This is a genomic window from Streptomyces sp. NPDC020490 (assembly GCF_044335305.1).
Lineage (GTDB): Bacteria > Actinomycetota > Actinomycetes > Streptomycetales > Streptomycetaceae > Streptomyces.
The window spans coordinates 42,533-58,425 of record NZ_JBIRUY010000023.1 but is presented as its reverse complement, the minus strand read 5'-3'; the positions used below and the strand labels follow the sequence as shown (position 1 = coordinate 58,425).

Sequence of the window (15,893 nt, the reverse complement as noted above, 5' to 3'; positions counted from 1 at the left end):
GACCACCCGGAGATCTCCCCACGTGCGCGGCGCGTACGTACGGCTCGGCCTCCTCCCGCTCTCCGGTCGGCTGACGCTTCCGGCGCCGGCGGGCCTCCCCTTCCCGCGGGGGTCCCCGGCGTCAGCCGGGGAGGGCGTGGACCCGGCGGTGCGTGCGGCCCCGCCGGACCTGAGAGGGCCCCTTGAGCAGCCAAAGTCGACACGTCCCGGTGATGCTCCAGCGGTGCCTGGACCTGTTGGCCCCCGCCCTGCAGCGGCCGGGAGCGGTGGTCGTCGACTGCACGCTGGGCCTCGGCGGCCACAGCGAGGCGCTGCTGACCCGGTTCCCGGAGGTTCGGCTCGTCGGTCTCGACCGCGACAAGGAGGCGCTGCGGCTGTCCGGCGAGCGGCTGGCCCCGTTCGGCGAACGGGCCACCCTCGTGCACGCCGTGTACGACGAACTGCCCGAGGTGCTGCGCCGGCTCGGCATCCCGCGGGTGCAGGGCGTCCTGTTCGACCTCGGCGTCTCCTCCATGCAGCTGGACGAGGCCGACCGCGGCTTCGCCTACGCCCAGGACGCCCCGCTCGACATGCGCATGGACCAGACGACCGGCATCAGCGCCGCCGAGGTCCTGAACACCTACCCGCCGGGCGAACTCGTCCGGATCCTGCGGGCCTACGGCGAGGAGAAGCAGGCCAAGCGGATCGTGTCCGCCGTGGTGCGCGAGCGGGAGAAGGAGCCGTTCACCACCAGCGCGCGGCTGGTGGAGGTGATCCGGGACGCGCTGCCGCAGGCCGCCAAGCGCACCGGCGGCAACCCGGCCAAGCGCACCTTCCAGGCCCTGCGCATCGAGGTCAACGGCGAACTGTCCGTCCTGGAGCGGGCGATCCCGGCCGCCGTGAAGGCGCTGGACGTCGGCGGACGGATCGCCGTGCTGTCGTACCACTCGCTCGAGGACCGACTCGTCAAGCAGGTGTTCGCGGCCGGAGCCGCCTCCACCGCGCCGCCCGGGCTGCCCGTCGTCCCGGAGCGCTACCAGCCCCGTCTCGAACTGCTCACGCGCGGCGCCGAACTCCCCACCGAGGAGGAGGTCGCCGAGAACCGCAGGGCGGCCCCGGCACGACTGCGCGGGGCCGTGCGGGTCCGGGAGGCCGCCGAATGAGCCGGGGCACGGGACACCTGAGGAGTGAGTACGGCGGGGAACCGGACTCACTGGAGGGCGCGTGAGCACGAAACCCGAACCCAGGAAACCCGAAGCAAGGAAACCGGAACGCAAGACCCCGGAACGCCGGAAACCCGAGGCGAACAAGCGCGAACCGGGGAAACGCGAACCGGACGAGCCGGGGGCCAAGAGGCCCGAGCCCGGCAGAACGGCGAAGAAGCCCGAGCTGCGCGGCCGGGCGGCCCGGCTCGCGCGGCTCATCCCGGGCGCGACCGCGCAGGGGCACGCCGCCCGCACCCCCTTCGTCCTGCTCGTGGTCGTCCTCCTCAGCGGCGGCCTGCTCGGGCTGCTGATGCTGAACTCCGCGATCAGCGAGGGCTCGTTCAAACTCGACGACCTGCAGAGGGACACCAAGAACCTCACCGACGAGCAGCAGGCGCTCCAGCGGGACATCGACTCCTACTCCGCCCCCGACGCCCTCCAGCGCCGTGCCCGCGAGCTCGGCATGGTCCCCGGCGGCGACCCCGTCTTCCTCGGCCCCGACGGCACCGTGAAGGGCGTCCCCTCCGCCGCCGCCCGGCAGTCCGCGGCCCGCGCGCCCGGCGTCGTGCTCCCGCCCGAGGCCCTCGCCGCGACCTCCGTCCCGGCGGCCGCCCCCGCCCCGACCACTAGCCCCGGCAGGTGACGGAAGTGTCCGACAGGCAACCGCCGCGCCGCCGGGTCCCCGGCCCCGCCCGGCCCGAGCGCTCCCCCCGGCCCGTCGTCGGCCAGCGCCGTCCGGGCCCCGGCGCCCGCCCCGCCCGCCGCCCGGCGCCGGGCCGCGCCACCGCCCCGCGTCCGCTGAAGCTGGGCAATCCCCGCCCCCGCCTGCGCATGGTCGGCGTCGCCCTGGCCCTGGTGCTGACTGCGTTCACCGTCCGGCTGTTGCAGGTGCAGGCCGTCGACGCGAGCACGTACGCGGCCAAGGCCGAGCAGAACCGTTACGTGGGCCACGTCCTGGCCGCCGCCCGCGGCGGCATCACCGACCGCAACGGGGTGGCCCTCGCCACCAGCGTGGACGCGTACGACATCACCGCCGACCCCACGATGTTCACCCGCAAGCAGTTGAAGGTCGGCGACGGCCCCGAGCAGGCGGCCGCGCTCCTCGCGCCGATCCTCGGCCAGGACCAGCGGACGCTCGTCAGGAAGCTGCGCCCGAAGAACAAGAAGCTGCAGTACGTCCTGCTGGCGAGCCGGCAGACCCCGCAGGTGTGGACCCAGATCAAGGACCTGAAGTCGGCGCTCGCCGCGAAGTCGGAGACGGACGCCTCCACCGTCAACGTCCTCGCCGGCGTCTTCTCCGACCCCAGCAGCAAGCGGGTGTACCCCAACGGCGACCTCGCCGCCGGGATCCTGGGCTGGGTCAACGCCGCGGGCAAGGGCGGCGGCGGCATCGAGCAGCAGCTCGACAAGCAGCTCACCGGCAAGGACGGCAAGATCCGCTACGCCCAGTCCGGCGGCCGTCAGGTGCCCACCGCGGGCTCCACCGAGACGCCCGCCGTGCCCGGGGCCGACGTCGAGCTCACCATCGACCGCGACATCCAGTGGGCCGCGCAGCACGCCATCACCGAGCAGGTGAAGAAGTCCAAGGCCGACCGCGGCTACGTCATCGTCCAGGACACCCGCACCGGCGAGATCCTCGCCATGGCCGACTCGCCGGGGTTCGACCCCAACGACCTGACGAAGGCCGACTCCTCCGCCATGGGCAACGCGGCCCTGCAGGACGCCTACGAACCCGGATCCACCGCCAAGGTGATGTCGATGGCCGCCGTGCTGGAGGAGAACGTGGCCACCCCGCTGACGCACGTCGTGGTGCCCAACCGGCTGCACCGCGGCGACCGCCTCTTCAAGGACGACATCGACCACGCGACGTGGAACCTGACGCTCAACGGCGTGCTCGCCAAGTCCAGCAACATCGGCACCATCCTGGCCACCGGCCAGCTCGGCAGCACCCAGCGGCAGGCCAACAAGGTCCTCTACGCGTACCTGCGCAAGTTCGGCCTCGGCAGCTACACCGGGCTGGACTTCCCCGGCGAGACGAAGGGCATCCTCGCGCCGCCGGACCAGTGGTCCACCTCGCAGCAGTACACGATTCCTTTCGGCCAGGGCGTGTCGATCAACGCGATGCAGGCGGCGTCCGTCTACTCGACCATCGCCAACGGCGGCGTACGCGTGGAACCCACCCTCGTGCGCGGCACGAAGGGAGCCGACGGACGCTTCGAGGCCACGCCGAAACCCGCGAAGACACGGGTCATCAGCGCGAAGACGGCCAAGACCCTCGCCGAGATGCTGGAGTCGGTGGTGGACGACCAGGAGGGCACCGGCACCAAGGCACGCATCCCCGGCTACCGCGTCGCGGGCAAGACGGGCACCGCGAACCGGGTGGATCCGGCCACCGGCAAGTACCGCGGTTACACCTCCTCGTTCGCCGGATTCGCCCCCGCCGACAAGCCCCGCGTCACCGTCTACTGCGCCATCCAGAACGCCACCGAGGGAAGCTACTTCGGCGGCCAGATCTGCGGACCCATCTACAAGCAGGTGATGGAGTTCGCGCTGAAGACCCTCCAGGTGCCGCCCACCGGGACCAAGCCCGCCAACCTGCCCGTCAGCTTCACACCCTGATCAGCGCCGACCAGCCAGGACCCTCCGTGACCATGATCACTCCCGACCCCGGGAACCAGACGCCGCCCACGCCCTCGCTTCGCCCGCAGCCGGGTGCGCCCGGTACGCTCACCGCCGTGCCACACGCTGATCAGTCCCAAACCACCCAGAAGGGCGTATCCGTGACATACCCGGGTCCGCCCAGACCGGTGCGGGTCACCGCGACACCCCTCGCGGAACTCGCCGGTCAGCTGGGTACCGCCGTGCCGGAGACGACCGCGGAGGTCACGGGCATCACCCACGACTCACGAGCCGTGCGCCCGGGCGACCTCTACGCCGCGCTGCCCGGAGCCCGGCTGCACGGCGCCGACTTCGTGACCCAGGCGGCCGGCCTCGGAGCCGTCGCCGTGCTCACCGACCCGGCCGGCGCCGAGCGCTCCGCCGCGACCGGCCTGCCGGTCCTGGTCGTCGACGACCCGCGGGGGCGGATGGGCGAACTGGCGGCCACCATCTACGGCCACCCGGGCCGCGACCTGCTCCAGATCGGCATCACCGGCACCTCCGGCAAGACCACCACCGCCTACCTCGTCGAAGGCGGCCTGCGGACCGCGCGGAAGACCGGCCTGATCGGCACGGTCGAGATGCGCGTCGGCGACGAGCGCATCAAGTCCGAGCGCACCACGCCCGAAGCGACCGACCTGCAGGCGCTGTTCGCGGTCATGCGGGAACGCGGCGTGGAAGCCGTCGCCATGGAGGTCTCCAGCCACGCGCTGGTCCTCGGCCGGGTCGACGGCTGCGTCTTCGACATCGGCGTGTTCACCAACCTCAGCCCGGAGCACATGGAGTTCCACTCCGACATGGAGGACTACTTCCGGGCCAAGGCACGGCTGTTCACCCCCGAACGCAGCCGCCTCGGCGTCGTCAACACCGACGACGAGTACGGCCGCCGGCTGGCGAAGGAGGCCGGCGTCCCGGTCGTCACCTACTCCGCCGAGGGCCACCCCGACGCCGACTGGCGCGCCGAGGACGTCGAGATCGGGCAGCTGGACTCGACGTTCACCGTGGTCGGCCCCCAGGGCGAGCGCATCGGTGCCAGGTCGCCGTTGCCGGGCCCCTTCAACGTGGCCAACACCCTCGCCGCGATCGTCGCCCTCGCCGCGGCGGGCCTCGACCCGCAGGCCGCCGCCGACGGCATCGCCGCCGTGCCCGGCGTGCCGGGCCGCCTGGAGCGGGTGGACGCCGGGCAGCCCTACCTCGCGGTGGTCGACTACGCCCACAAGACGGACGCCGTCGAATCGGTGCTGCGCGCGCTGCGCAAGGTCACCGAGGGCCGGCTGCACGTCGTGCTCGGCTGCGGCGGCGACCGGGACCGGACGAAACGGGCCCCGATGGGCGCCGCGGCGGCCCGGCTCGCCGACACCGCCGTACTGACCTCCGACAACCCCCGCTCCGAGGACCCCCTGGCGATCCTCGCGACCATGCTCGAGGGCGCGGCGTCCGTGCCGGCGCACGAACGCGGCGAGGTCCAGGTCTTCGAGGACCGGGCCGCCGCGATCGCCGCCGCCGTCGCCCGCGCCCGGCCGGGCGACACGGTGCTGGTCGCCGGGAAGGGCCACGAGCAGGGCCAGGACATCGCCGGGGTGGTCCGTCCCTTCGACGACCGCCAGGTGCTTCGCGAAGCTATCCAGAAGACCCAGGGATGAACTTGTGATCGCCCTCTCCCTCGCCGAGATCGCAGAAGTCGTCGGCGGGCAGACACACGACATACCGGACCCGTCCGTCCTGGTGACCGCCTCGGTCGTCCGGGACTCCAGGGAGGTGCGGCCCGGGAGCCTGTTCGTCGCCTTCGTCGGCGAGCGCGCGGACGGCCACGACTTCGCCCGGCAGGTCGTCGAGGCGGGCGCGGTGGCCGTGCTGGGCTCGCGCCCCGTCGGCGTGCCCGCGATCGTCGTCGACGACGTCCAGGCGGCCCTCGGCGCCCTCGCGCGGCACGTCGTACGACGCCTCGGCGCGACCCTCGTGGCCCTCACCGGCTCCGCCGGCAAGACCAGCACCAAGGACCTGATCGCCCAGGTGCTGCGCCGCAAGGCGCCGACGGTCTTCACCCCGGGCTCGCTCAACAACGAGATCGGGCTGCCGCTCACCGCCCTCAGCGCCACCGAGGAGACGAAGTTCCTGGTGCTCGAGATGGGCGCCCGCGGCATCGGCCACATCCGGTACCTGACCGGCCTGACGCCCCCCAGGGTCGGCCTGGTGCTCAACGTCGGCACCGCCCACATCGGCGAGTTCGGCGGCCGCGAGCAGATCGCCCAGGCCAAGGGCGAACTCGTCGAGAGCCTGCCCCCGGCGGACGAGGGCGGCACCGCGATCCTCAACGCCGACGACCCCCTCGTGCGCGCCATGGCATCCCGAACCACGGCGAAGGTGCTCTTTTTCGGAGAATCCGACGAAGCGGACGTGCGTGCCGAGAACGTGCGACTCACGGACAGCGGACAGCCCGCCTTCAGGCTTCGCACACCCTCCGGTGCAAGCGATGTGACCATGCGCCTGTACGGTGAGCACCACGTGTCGAACGCGCTCGCCGCGGCCGCCGTCGCCCATGAGCTGGGCATGTCCGCGCAAGAGATCGCCACCGCGCTCTCCGAGGCGGACTCCCTCTCCCGCTGGCGGATGGAGGTCACCGAGCGCCCGGACGGCGTGACCGTCGTCAACGACGCCTACAACGCCAACCCGGAGTCCATGCGGGCCGCGCTGCGCGCGCTGGCCGCCATGGGCCGGGGGCGGCGGACCTGGGCGGTGCTCGGCAAGATGGCCGAGCTCGGGGACGAGGCGCTCGCCGAGCACGACGCGGTCGGGCGGCTCGCCGTCCGGCTCAACGTCAGCAAGCTCGTCGCGGTCGGGGGCAGGGAAGCGTCCTGGCTGCAACTGGGCGCATATAACGAGGGTTCGTGGGGTGAGGAGTCGGTGCACGTGTCCGACGCACAGGCGGCGGTCGACCTGTTGCGCAGCGAGTTGCGCCCGGGGGACGTCGTACTCGTGAAGGCGTCCCGTTCGGTCGGTCTGGAGAGCGTCGCCCAGGCGCTGCTCGCGACCGGTACCGAGGGTGAGGTCGCCGCCCGATGATGAAGCAGATCCTGTTCGCGGGCGTCATCGGCCTCTTCCTGACCCTGATCGGCACCCCGCTGCTGATCAAGCTGCTGGCCCGCAAGGGGTACGGCCAGTACATCCGCGACGACGGCCCGCGCGAGCACGCCAGCAAGCGCGGTACGCCGACGATGGGCGGCATCGCCTTCATCCTGGCGACCATCGCCGCGTACTTCCTGAGCAAGGTCATCACCGGCTACCCCCCGACCTACTCCGGACTGCTCGTCCTCGGGCTGATGTTCGGCATGGGTCTGGTCGGCTTCCTCGACGACTACATCAAGATCGTCAAGCGGCGTTCGCTGGGTCTGCGGGCCAAGGCGAAGATGGCCGGCCAGCTGATCGTCGGCATCGCCTTCGCGGTGCTGTCGCTGATGTTCGCCGACTCGCGCGGCAACACCCCGGCGTCCACCAAGCTGTCGTTCATCACCGACTTCGGCTGGTCGATCGGCCCGGTGCTGTTCGTCGTCTGGGCGCTGTTCATGATCCTGGCGATGTCCAACGGCGTGAACCTGACCGACGGCCTGGACGGCCTGGCCACCGGCGCCTCCGTCCTCGTCTTCGGCGCCTACACGTTCATCGGCGTCTGGCAGTTCCAGGAGTCCTGCGCCAACGCCACCACGCTCACCAACCCGGGCGCCTGCTACGAGGTGCGCGACCCGCTGGACCTGGCCGTCGTCGCCTCCGCGCTGATGGGCGCCTGCCTGGGCTTCCTGTGGTGGAACACCTCGCCCGCCAAGATCTTCATGGGCGACACCGGCTCGCTCGCCCTCGGCGGCGTCCTCACCGGCCTGGCCATCCTCTCCCGCACGGAGCTGCTGGTGGCCATCATGGGCGGCCTGTTCGTCCTCATCACCATGTCGGTGGTCATCCAGGTCGGCTCCTTCCGGCTCACCGGCAAGCGCGTCTTCCGGATGGCCCCGCTCCAGCACCACTTCGAACTCAAGGGCTGGTCCGAAGTCCTCGTGGTGGTCCGTTTCTGGATCATCCAGGGCATCTGCGTCATCGTCGGACTGGGCCTCTTCTACGCGGGATGGGCAGCGGACAAGTGACCGAATGGCAGGGCAAGCACGTCACCGTCGCCGGACTCGGCGTCTCCGGCATCCCGGCGGCCAAGGTGCTGCACGGGCTCGGCGCGAAGGTCACCGTCGTCAACGACGGCGACGACGCACGCGCGCGTGAGCAGGCCGCGGAGCTGGAGGCGCTCGGCGTCACCGTCCGCCTCGGTGACGGCGCGACCCTGCCCGACGGCACGCAGCTCGTCGTCACCGCGCCCGGCTGGAAGCCGGACAAGCCGCTGTTCGCCGCGGCCCGCGCGGCCGGCGTCGAGATCTGGGGCGACGTCGAGCTGGCCTGGCGGCTGCGCGGGCCGGACGCCGCCCCCTGGCTCGCGGTCACCGGCACCAACGGCAAGACCACGACGGTCCAGATGCTGGCGTCGATCCTGAAGGCGGCCGGGCTGCGCACCGCGGCCGTCGGCAACATCGGCGTCTCGCTGCTGGACGCGGTGCTCGGCGACGAGCCGTACGACGTCCTGGCCGTGGAGCTGTCGAGCTACCAGCTGCACTGGGCGCCCTCGCTGCGCGCCCACTCCGCCGCCGTGCTCAACCTCGCCCCCGACCACCTCGACTGGCACGGCTCCATGGAGGCGTACGCCGCCGACAAGGGCCGCGTCTACGAGGGCAACCGGGTCGCCTGCGTCTACAACGCCGCCGACAAGGCCACCGAGGACCTGGTGCGCGCGGCGGACGTCGAGGAGGGCTGCCGGGCGGTCGGCTTCACGCTGGGCACCCCCGGGCCGTCCCAACTCGGCGTCGTGGAGGGCATCCTGGTCGACCGCGCCTTCGTCGAGAACCGGCACAAGAACGCCCAGGAGCTCGCCGAGGTCTCCGACGTCCGCCCGGCGGCCCCGCACAACATCGCCAACGCCCTTGCCGCGGCGGCCCTGGCGCGCGCCTTCGGCGTCCCCGCCAGGGCCGTACGGGACGGCCTGCGGGCCTTCACGCCGGACGCCCACCGCATCGCGCACGTGGCCGACGTGGACGGGGTCGCCTACGTCGACGACTCCAAGGCCACCAACACCCACGCCGCGGAAGCCTCGTTGGCGGCGTACGAGTCCATCGTCTGGATCGCGGGCGGACTCGCCAAGGGCGCCACCTTCGACGAGCTCGTCGCCAAGTCGGCAAAGCGACTTCGCGGCGTGGTGCTCATCGGCGCGGACCGCGCCCTGATCCGGGACGCCCTGGCGCGACACGCCCCCGAAGTACCCGTCGTCGACCTCGACCGGACCGACACTGGGGCGATGCTCCAGGCTGTCCAGGAGGCCGGTCGGCTCGCCGTCCGGGGCGACACGGTCCTGCTGGCCCCCGCCTGCGCCTCCATGGACATGTTCGCCAACTACAACAAGCGCGGTGACGCGTTCGCGGAGGCGGTTCGCGAACTCGGCGCGGGCACCTGACGACCGGCCTCGGCCACGGCGGGTGCCTCGGGACCCTTGGAGGGACGCGTGACTCGGATGTGGCCCGGGTGGGACCGGCGGTCGCCCGCCGGCGGTGCGGGGCGGCGGCCGGCCGCCGGCGTGCCGGAGGAGGGCGTCGCGGGGACCCGTGCGCCACGGTCCGCCGACGGCCGTCCGGGAGCCCGCCGTGCCCGGTAGCCGCACCGGCGGACGCCCGCCCGTCCAGCGGGCCGTCCGGCGCCCCGCCGCCTCCCGGCCGCCCCGCGACAACCCCGTGCGCCGCCTGTACGCCAGGGCCCGGCGCGCCTGGGACCGGCCGCTGACCGCCTACTACCTGATCCTCGGCGGCAGCATGCTGATCACGGTGCTGGGGCTGGTGATGGTCTACTCGGCGTCCCAGGTCACCGCGTTGCAGATGTCCCTGCCGGGCTCGTACTTCTTCCGCAAGCAGCTGCTCGCCGCCGTCATCGGCGGAGTGCTGCTGCTGGCCGCCTCCCGCATGCCGGTCGCCCTGCACCGGGCGCTGGCCTACCCGATCCTCGCCGGAGCGGTGTTCCTGATGGCCCTGGTGCAGGTCCCGGGGATAGGGATGTCGGTCAACGGCAACCAGAACTGGATCTCCGTCGCCGGCCCCTTCCAGCTCCAGCCCAGCGAGTTCGGCAAGCTCGCCCTGGTGCTGTGGGGCGCCGACCTGCTCGCCCGCAAACAGGACAGGAAGCTGCTGACGCAGTGGAAGCACATGCTGGTGCCGCTCGTGCCGGTCGCCTTCCTGCTGCTGGGGCTGATCATGCTCGGCGGCGACATGGGCACGGCGATCATCCTGACGGCGATCCTGTTCGGCCTGCTGTGGCTGGCCGGTGCGCCGACCCGGCTGTTCGTCGGGGTGCTGTCGGTCGCGACCGCGATCGGGCTGGTCCTGATCAGGACCAGCCCCAACCGCATGGCCCGCCTGTCCTGCATCGGCGCCACCGAGCCGCAGTCCGGACCGGTCGACTGCTGGCAGGCCGTGCACGGCATCTACGCCCTCGCCTCCGGTGGAATCTTCGGGTCGGGGCTCGGCGCGAGTGTGGAAAAATGGGGCCAACTCCCGGAAGCGCACACGGACTTCATCTTCGCCGTCACCGGTGAGGAACTGGGCCTCGCGGGGACGCTGTCGGTGCTCGCCCTCTTCGCGGCTCTAGGCTATGCGGGTATCCGCGTGGCCGGACGCACGGAGGACCCCTTCGTCAGGTATGCCGCGGGAGGCGTGACCACCTGGATCATCGCGCAGGCGGTGATCAACATCGGTGCGGTGCTCGGCCTGCTGCCGATCGCCGGCGTCCCCCTCCCGCTGTTCTCCTACGGGGGATCCGCCCTGCTGCCGACCATGTTCGCCATCGGGCTGCTGATCGCGTTCGCGCGTGACGAGCCCGCTGCGCGGGCGGCGCTTTCGATGCGGCAACCTCGCTTTGGTAGAAAGCGGGCGGGAGGCGCCGTGCCGGCACGGGGGCCTCGGAGATGGAACACGATGCGACGGCGTGCCTCGGCGGCGCGCACGTCCGGAGAGCGGTGAATTTCGGTGCATGTCGTACTCGCCGGTGGGGGGACCGCCGGCCACATCGAGCCCGCGCTCGCCCTCGCGGACGCCCTGCGCAGGCAGGACCCGACCGTGGGGATCACGGCCCTGGGCACCGAGCGCGGCCTGGAGACCACGCTCGTTCCGCAGCGGGGCTACGAGCTCGCGCTGATCCCCGCCGTACCGCTGCCCCGCAAGCCGACGCCCGAGCTGATCACCGTCCCGGGCCGGCTGCGCGGCACCATCAAGGCGACCGAGCAGATCCTGGAGCGCACCAAGGCGGACGTCGTGGTCGGCTTCGGCGGCTATGTCGCGCTGCCGGGCTACCTGGCGGCCAAGCGCCTCGGCGTGCCGATCGTGATCCACGAGGCCAACGCCCGCCCGGGCCTGGCCAACAAGATCGGCTCGCGCTACGCGGCCCAGGTCGCCGTCGCCACTCCCGACAGCAAGCTGCGCAACGCGCGCTACATCGGCATCCCGCTGCGCCACTCCATCGCCACCCTCGACCGGGCCGCGGCCCGCCCCGAGGCCCGCGCGCTGTTCGGCCTCGACCCCAACCTGCCCACGCTGCTGGTCTCCGGCGGCTCGCAGGGCGCCCGCCGCCTCAACGAGGTCGTCCAGCAGGTCGCCCCGTGGCTCCAGCAGGCCGGCATCCAGATCCTGCACGCGGTGGGCCCGAAGAACGAACTGCCGCAGGTACAGCAGATGCCGGGAATGCCCCCCTACATCCCGGTAAGTTATCTGGACCGGATGGACCTCGCGTACGCCGCGGCCGACATGATGCTCTGCCGCGCGGGCGCGATGACCGTCGCCGAGCTCTCCGCCGTCGGACTCCCGGCCGCCTACGTCCCGCTGCCCATCGGCAACGGCGAACAGCGGCTGAACGCCCAGCCGGTGGTCAAGGCCGGCGGCGGACTCCTGGTCGACGACGCGGAACTGACGCCCGACTGGGTGCGGGAGAACGTCCTGCCCGTGCTCGCCGACCCGCACCGGCTGTACGAGATGTCCCGTGCCGCCGCCGAGTTCGGCCGCCGGGACGCCGACGACCTGCTCGTCGGCATGGTGTACGAGGCGATCGCCTCGCACCCGCGCCGGTGACACACCGGCGAGCGAGCCGGAGGGGCGCGGGCTGAGGCGCCCCGGTGGTTCTCCCCCGGGCCGGAGGCGGCCGGGGGGAGGGCCGAGCCAGGGAAAGGGAGTGTGCGTGGCCGGATCGACCACCGCCGAACGCGGTGAACGCCAGCAGGAGTCGTCCGCTGCGCTCCTGGTCCGGCGGTTCGGGCCCGGCCGGCCCCGTACGGTCGTCGTCATCGCCGCCGTGGCCGTCGTCCTCGGCGCCGCCACGCTCTGGCTGCTGTACGGCTCGCCCTGGCTGCGCGTGCGGCAGGTGTCCGTCTCCGGGACGGCGGTGCTGACGCCCGCTCAGGTGCGCGCGGCCGCCGACGTCCCGGAAGGGGCGCCGCTGATCTCCGTGGACACCGCGGACGTCGAGGCGCGGCTGCGCCGGGAACTGCCGCGCGTCGACACCGTCGAGGTGGTCCGCTCCTGGCCGCACGAAATCGGGCTGAAAGTCATCGAGCGCACCCCGGTGCTGATGGTCCGAAAAGGTGGAAAATTCGTCGAAGTGGACCAGGAAGGCGTCCGTTTCGCCACCGTCTCCCGGGCCCCGAAAGGCGTTCCCGCGCTCGAATTGCACCTGTCCCGCCCCGGCTCGGCGGCCGCGAGCCTGCGGCGCTTCGACGGGAAGCGGCTGGTGCGGGAGGCGGTCCGGGTCGCGGACGCCCTCCCGGCCGCCGTCGCGCGCGGCACCCGCACGGTCAAGGTGCGTTCCTACGACGACATCTCGCTGGAGTTGGGCGACGGCCGCACCGTCGCCTGGGGGAGCGGCGAGCGGGGCGCCGCGAAGGCCCGCACGCTGGTCGCCCTCATGAAAGCGGCGCCCGGCGCACGGCACTTCGACGTCAGCGTTCCCACCGCCCCCGCGTCATCGGGGAGTTGACGCACATCCGCGCAGGCCAGCACCCTGGTTGGGCAGCGCTATGCCTGATCACATAGGGTGAAAAGAAAAACGGGAGGTTCGGCGTGTTCGTTGAACGCGCGCCACTTGTCGACTTAGTGTCCTGTTCGGAAGACTCCAGCGAACAGTCACACTGGTAACCCTAAACTTCAACGTTAGGGTTCGGGTCGGCGAAACGGACCGTCCCATTCGGCATCAGTCGTCGGATCACGAGGCGCAGCTGCGTCCCGGTGATCCGCCGACACGTAACTCGAGGCGAGAGGCCTTCGACGTGGCAGCACCGCAGAACTACCTCGCAGTCATCAAAGTCATCGGTGTCGGCGGCGGTGGTGTCAATGCCATCAACCGGATGATCGAGGTCGGTCTCAAGGGCGTCGAGTTCATCGCCATCAACACCGACGCGCAGGCGCTGTTGATGAGCGACGCCGACGTCAAACTCGACGTCGGCCGCGAACTCACCCGCGGACTCGGCGCCGGAGCCAACCCGGCCGTCGGCCGCAAGGCCGCCGAGGACCACCGCGAGGAGATCGAGGAGGTCCTCAAGGGGGCCGACATGGTCTTCGTGACGGCCGGTGAAGGCGGCGGCACCGGCACCGGCGGCGCGCCCGTCGTGGCCAACATCGCCCGCTCCCTCGGCGCCCTCACCATCGGCGTGGTCACGCGCCCCTTCACCTTCGAGGGCCGCCGCCGCGCCAACCAGGCCGAGGACGGCATCGCGGAACTCCGCGAAGAGGTCGACACCCTCATCGTCATCCCCAACGACCGGCTGCTGTCCATCTCGGACCGCCAGGTCAGCGTGCTCGACGCGTTCAAGTCCGCCGACCAGGTGCTGCTGTCCGGTGTGCAGGGCATCACCGACCTGATCACCACGCCCGGTCTGATCAACCTCGACTTCGCCGACGTCAAGTCGGTCATGTCGGAGGCCGGATCGGCCCTCATGGGCATCGGCTCGGCCCGCGGCGACGACCGTGCGGTGGCCGCGGCCGAGATGGCGATCTCCTCCCCGCTGCTCGAGGCGTCCATCGACGGCGCCCGGGGCGTGCTGCTGTCCATCTCGGGCGGCTCCGACCTCGGCCTGTTCGAGATCAACGAGGCCGCCCAGCTGGTGAGCGAGGCCGCCCACCCCGAGGCGAACATCATCTTCGGCGCGGTCATCGACGACGCCCTCGGCGACGAGGTCCGGGTCACCGTGATCGCGGCCGGCTTCGACGGGGGCCAGCCGCCTGCCCGCCGGGACACCGTCCTCGGCTCGTCCTCGGCCCCGGCCCGCCGCGAGGAGCCGACTCCGGTACGGCAGCCCGAGAGCCGCCCGTCGTTCGGCTCGCTCGGCAGCGTGACGCCGAAGGAGGAGCCGGAGCCGGTTCCCGAGCCGGTCGCCGACATCCCGGTCGCCCCGCCCGTTCCCCCGTCGCGGTCCTACTCGGACAGCGCGGCAGAGGAACTGGACGTACCGGACTTCCTCAAGTGATCCTTCAGACGTGACCACACAGCGCGACATCGTGAACGGCGCGCACTTCGCCTTCACCGACCGGTGGGGCGGGGTGAGCGCCGTTCCGTACGAGGAGCTCAACCTCGGCGGAGCGGTCGGCGACGACCCCGAGGCCGTGAGGACCAACCGGGCGCTGGCCGCCAAGTCGCTCGGCCTCGATCCGGCCCGGGTGGTCTGGATGAACCAGGTGCACGGGGCGGACGTGGCGGTGGTCGACGGACCGTGGGGCGAGCGGCCCGTGCCGGAGGTCGACGCGATCGTCACCGCCCGCCGCGGACTCGCCCTCGCCGTCCTCACCGCCGACTGCACGCCCGTGCTGCTCGCCGACCCGGTCGCCGGCGTCGCCGCCGCCGTCCACGCGGGCCGGCCCGGCCTGGTCGCCGGGGTCGTCCCGGCCGCCGTACGGGCCATGGCCGAGCTGGGCGCCGAGCCGTCCCGGATCGTCGCCCGCACCGGGCCGGCCGTCTGCGGACGGTGCTACGAGGTGCCGGAGGCGATGCGCGCCGACGTGGCCGCCGTCGAGCCGGCGGCGTACGCCGAGACGAGCTGGGGCACTCCGGCGGTCGACGTGACCGCCGGAGTGCACGCGCAGCTCGACCGGCTCGGGGTGTGCGACCGGGAGCAGTCGCCGGTGTGCACGCTGGAGTCGGGGGATCACTTCTCGTACCGCCGCGAGCGCGCCACGGGGCGACTCGCGGGATATGTCTGGCTGGACTGATGGGGCATGACGGACCGTAAGGACGAACTCGCCGCGAACCTGGCGAGGGTGGAACAGCGCATCGCCGACGCCTGCGCGGCCGCGGGCCGCGGGCGTGAGGAGGTGACCCTGATCGTGGTCACCAAGACCTATCCGGCGACCGATGTGAGGATTCTGTCGGAACTCGGTGTACGGAACGTGGCCGAGAACCGGGACCAGGACGCGGCGCCGAAGGCGGCCGCCTGCTCGGACCTGCCCCTGATCTGGCACTTCGTGGGTCAGTTGCAGACCAATAAAGTGCGTTCCGTGGTCGGTTATGCGGATGTGGTGCAGTCCGTCGACCGTTCCCGGTTGGTGACGGCCCTGTCGAAGGAGGCCGTGCGGGCCGGGCGCGAGGTGGGGTGCCTCATCCAGGTCGCCCTCGACGCCGGGGCGAGCGGGCGGGGGGAGCGCGGGGGCGTGGCGCCCGGCGGAATCGAGGAGTTGGCCGGTCTGGTCGCCGGCTCTCCCGGACTGCGGCTCGACGGGCTGATGACCGTCGCTCCGCTCACCGGCGAGTACGCGGGGCGTCAACGGGCGGCGTTCGAGCGGTTGATGGATTTGTCGACCGACCTGCGCCGAAGCCATCCGGCTGCGAACATGGTCTCGGCAGGGATGAGTGCGGACCTCGAACACGCGGTGGCCGCCGGAGCGACACATGTGCGCATCGGCACCGCGGTACTCGGAGTCCGCTCCGGGCTCGGGTAACGTCGCC

General features: G+C 72.1%; 13 protein-coding genes. All 13 read left to right on the top strand.

From position 1 onward, the window contains the following. Positions 1 to 182 precede the first annotated feature (182 nt). The 13 genes from rsmH (at position 183) to ACH4ZX_RS23420 (ending at position 15,886) form a co-directional block, all read left to right on the top strand. Positions 183 to 1,142, top strand: coding sequence for a 16S rRNA (cytosine(1402)-N(4))-methyltransferase RsmH (rsmH, locus tag ACH4ZX_RS23480; protein ID WP_398275955.1), 960 nt, complete (start codon positions 183 to 185; stop codon positions 1,140 to 1,142). Positions 1,143 to 1,203: 61 nt separating this feature from the next. Then, positions 1,204 to 1,827: a septum formation initiator family protein gene (locus ACH4ZX_RS23475; RefSeq protein ID WP_398275952.1), complete on the top strand. Its 624-nt coding sequence runs from the start codon at positions 1,204 to 1,206 to the stop codon at positions 1,825 to 1,827. A gap of 5 nt (positions 1,828 to 1,832) precedes the next feature. Continuing rightward, positions 1,833 to 3,803, top strand: a complete 1,971-nt coding sequence (locus ACH4ZX_RS23470) for a peptidoglycan D,D-transpeptidase FtsI family protein (protein WP_398275949.1) — start codon at positions 1,833 to 1,835, stop codon at positions 3,801 to 3,803. 161 nt (positions 3,804 to 3,964) lie between these two features. After that, positions 3,965 to 5,485, top strand: coding sequence for a UDP-N-acetylmuramoyl-L-alanyl-D-glutamate--2,6-diaminopimelate ligase (locus tag ACH4ZX_RS23465; protein ID WP_398275946.1), 1,521 nt, complete (start codon positions 3,965 to 3,967; stop codon positions 5,483 to 5,485). A 4-nt stretch (positions 5,486 to 5,489) separates the two neighbouring features. Next, a complete protein-coding gene (murF, locus tag ACH4ZX_RS23460) occupies positions 5,490 to 6,905 on the top strand; it encodes a UDP-N-acetylmuramoyl-tripeptide--D-alanyl-D-alanine ligase (RefSeq protein WP_398275943.1) in 1,416 nt (471 codons plus the stop codon). Then, the gene (gene mraY / locus ACH4ZX_RS23455) at positions 6,905 to 7,975 is read left to right on the top strand and encodes a phospho-N-acetylmuramoyl-pentapeptide-transferase (protein ID WP_324783879.1); all 1,071 of its coding nucleotides are present in this window, start codon (positions 6,905 to 6,907) and stop codon (positions 7,973 to 7,975) included. The genes murF and mraY overlap by 1 nt, the downstream gene beginning before the upstream one ends. Further along, positions 7,957 to 9,381, top strand: a complete 1,425-nt coding sequence (gene murD / locus ACH4ZX_RS23450; RefSeq protein ID WP_398275940.1) for a UDP-N-acetylmuramoyl-L-alanine--D-glutamate ligase — start codon at positions 7,957 to 7,959, stop codon at positions 9,379 to 9,381. Before mraY ends, murD begins: the two co-directional genes overlap by 19 nt. A gap of 187 nt (positions 9,382 to 9,568) precedes the next feature. After that, positions 9,569 to 10,933, top strand: a complete 1,365-nt coding sequence (gene ftsW, locus ACH4ZX_RS23445; RefSeq protein WP_398275937.1) for a putative lipid II flippase FtsW — start codon at positions 9,569 to 9,571, stop codon at positions 10,931 to 10,933. Between the two features lie 6 nt (positions 10,934 to 10,939). Then, positions 10,940 to 12,034, top strand: coding sequence for an undecaprenyldiphospho-muramoylpentapeptide beta-N-acetylglucosaminyltransferase (murG, locus tag ACH4ZX_RS23440; protein WP_398275934.1), 1,095 nt, complete (start codon positions 10,940 to 10,942; stop codon positions 12,032 to 12,034). 106 nt (positions 12,035 to 12,140) lie between these two features. Further along, complete coding sequence (locus tag ACH4ZX_RS23435) at positions 12,141 to 12,935, top strand: cell division protein FtsQ/DivIB (RefSeq protein WP_398275931.1); 795 nt, start codon at positions 12,141 to 12,143, stop codon at positions 12,933 to 12,935. A gap of 289 nt (positions 12,936 to 13,224) precedes the next feature. Next, the gene (ftsZ, locus tag ACH4ZX_RS23430; protein ID WP_324783724.1) at positions 13,225 to 14,421 is read left to right on the top strand and encodes a cell division protein FtsZ; all 1,197 of its coding nucleotides are present in this window, start codon (positions 13,225 to 13,227) and stop codon (positions 14,419 to 14,421) included. A 10-nt stretch (positions 14,422 to 14,431) separates the two neighbouring features. Further along, positions 14,432 to 15,160, top strand: coding sequence for a peptidoglycan editing factor PgeF (gene pgeF, locus ACH4ZX_RS23425; protein WP_398275927.1), 729 nt, complete (start codon positions 14,432 to 14,434; stop codon positions 15,158 to 15,160). 6 nt (positions 15,161 to 15,166) lie between these two features. Further along, the gene (locus ACH4ZX_RS23420; protein ID WP_398275924.1) at positions 15,167 to 15,886 is read left to right on the top strand and encodes a YggS family pyridoxal phosphate-dependent enzyme; all 720 of its coding nucleotides are present in this window, start codon (positions 15,167 to 15,169) and stop codon (positions 15,884 to 15,886) included. The last annotated feature ends 7 nt before the right edge of the window (positions 15,887 to 15,893 follow it).

Bases quoted from the DNA above. Each gene is read 5' to 3' on its own strand.
- mraY (WP_324783879.1), top strand. From the start codon at position 6,905: ATGAAGCAGATCCTGTTCGCGGGCGTCATCGGCCTCTTCCTGACCCTG.
- ACH4ZX_RS23420 (WP_398275924.1), top strand. From the start codon at position 15,167: ATGACGGACCGTAAGGACGAACTCGCCGCGAACCTGGCGAGGGTGGAA.
- murD (WP_398275940.1), top strand. From the start codon at position 7,957: ATGGGCAGCGGACAAGTGACCGAATGGCAGGGCAAGCACGTCACCGTC.